We start from the raw sequence: 594 nt of genomic DNA, 5'->3' as shown, positions 1-594 counted from the left end.
CAGATAGTTGGCATGCAATCAGTCTTGACGGTAATGCTTGCAGGATATGCCAATGCCCAGTTGGTTCAAGAAATTTCTCTTTTAATTGCTTTTGTAATTCTAGCAGCTTTTACGTACACCAGTGGTTTGCGCGGAGCAACGCTTACTGCAATATTCAAGGATATTCTAGTGTGGGTAACTGTAATTGTTGTGATTATAGTAGTACCAATCAGCATAGGCGGATTTGGAAATGCATTCAAGGCAGCAGGTAATAGCTATGTATCTCTGCCAGAAAATCTAGTTCCAGCATATGCAACCCTGATTCTTGGAAGTGCACTTGCACTATACCTATACCCACATGCAATAAACGGTGTACTGAGTGCCCAGAGCGCACAAAAACTCCGTAGTAGTACCGCACTGTTGCCACTTTATGGAATAGGATTGGCAATTCTTGCGTTGATGGGCATACTTGTCTATGCGGTTCCTGATGCAATGAAGTTCTTGTCAGGTTTTCCAGAGAGCTCACGTGGAATACTGGTTGTTCCTTCATTGATTTTGTACTCGTTACCAAGTTGGTTCTCAGGTGTTGCCCTGCTTGGAATTTTCGTAGGAGGT

1 pseudogene is annotated in these 594 nt (G+C 43.3%); it reads left to right on the top strand.

The window, feature by feature from the left end:
* A pseudogene (locus DYY66_RS13270) lies at positions 1-594 on the top strand (sodium:solute symporter); the annotation flags it as partial.

Origin of the sequence: Candidatus Nitrosotalea sp. FS (assembly GCF_011319475.1) — an archaeon.
Taxonomy (GTDB): Archaea; Thermoproteota; Nitrososphaeria; order Nitrososphaerales; family Nitrosopumilaceae; genus Nitrosotalea.
This window is presented reverse-complemented; position numbering and strand designations above follow the sequence as displayed.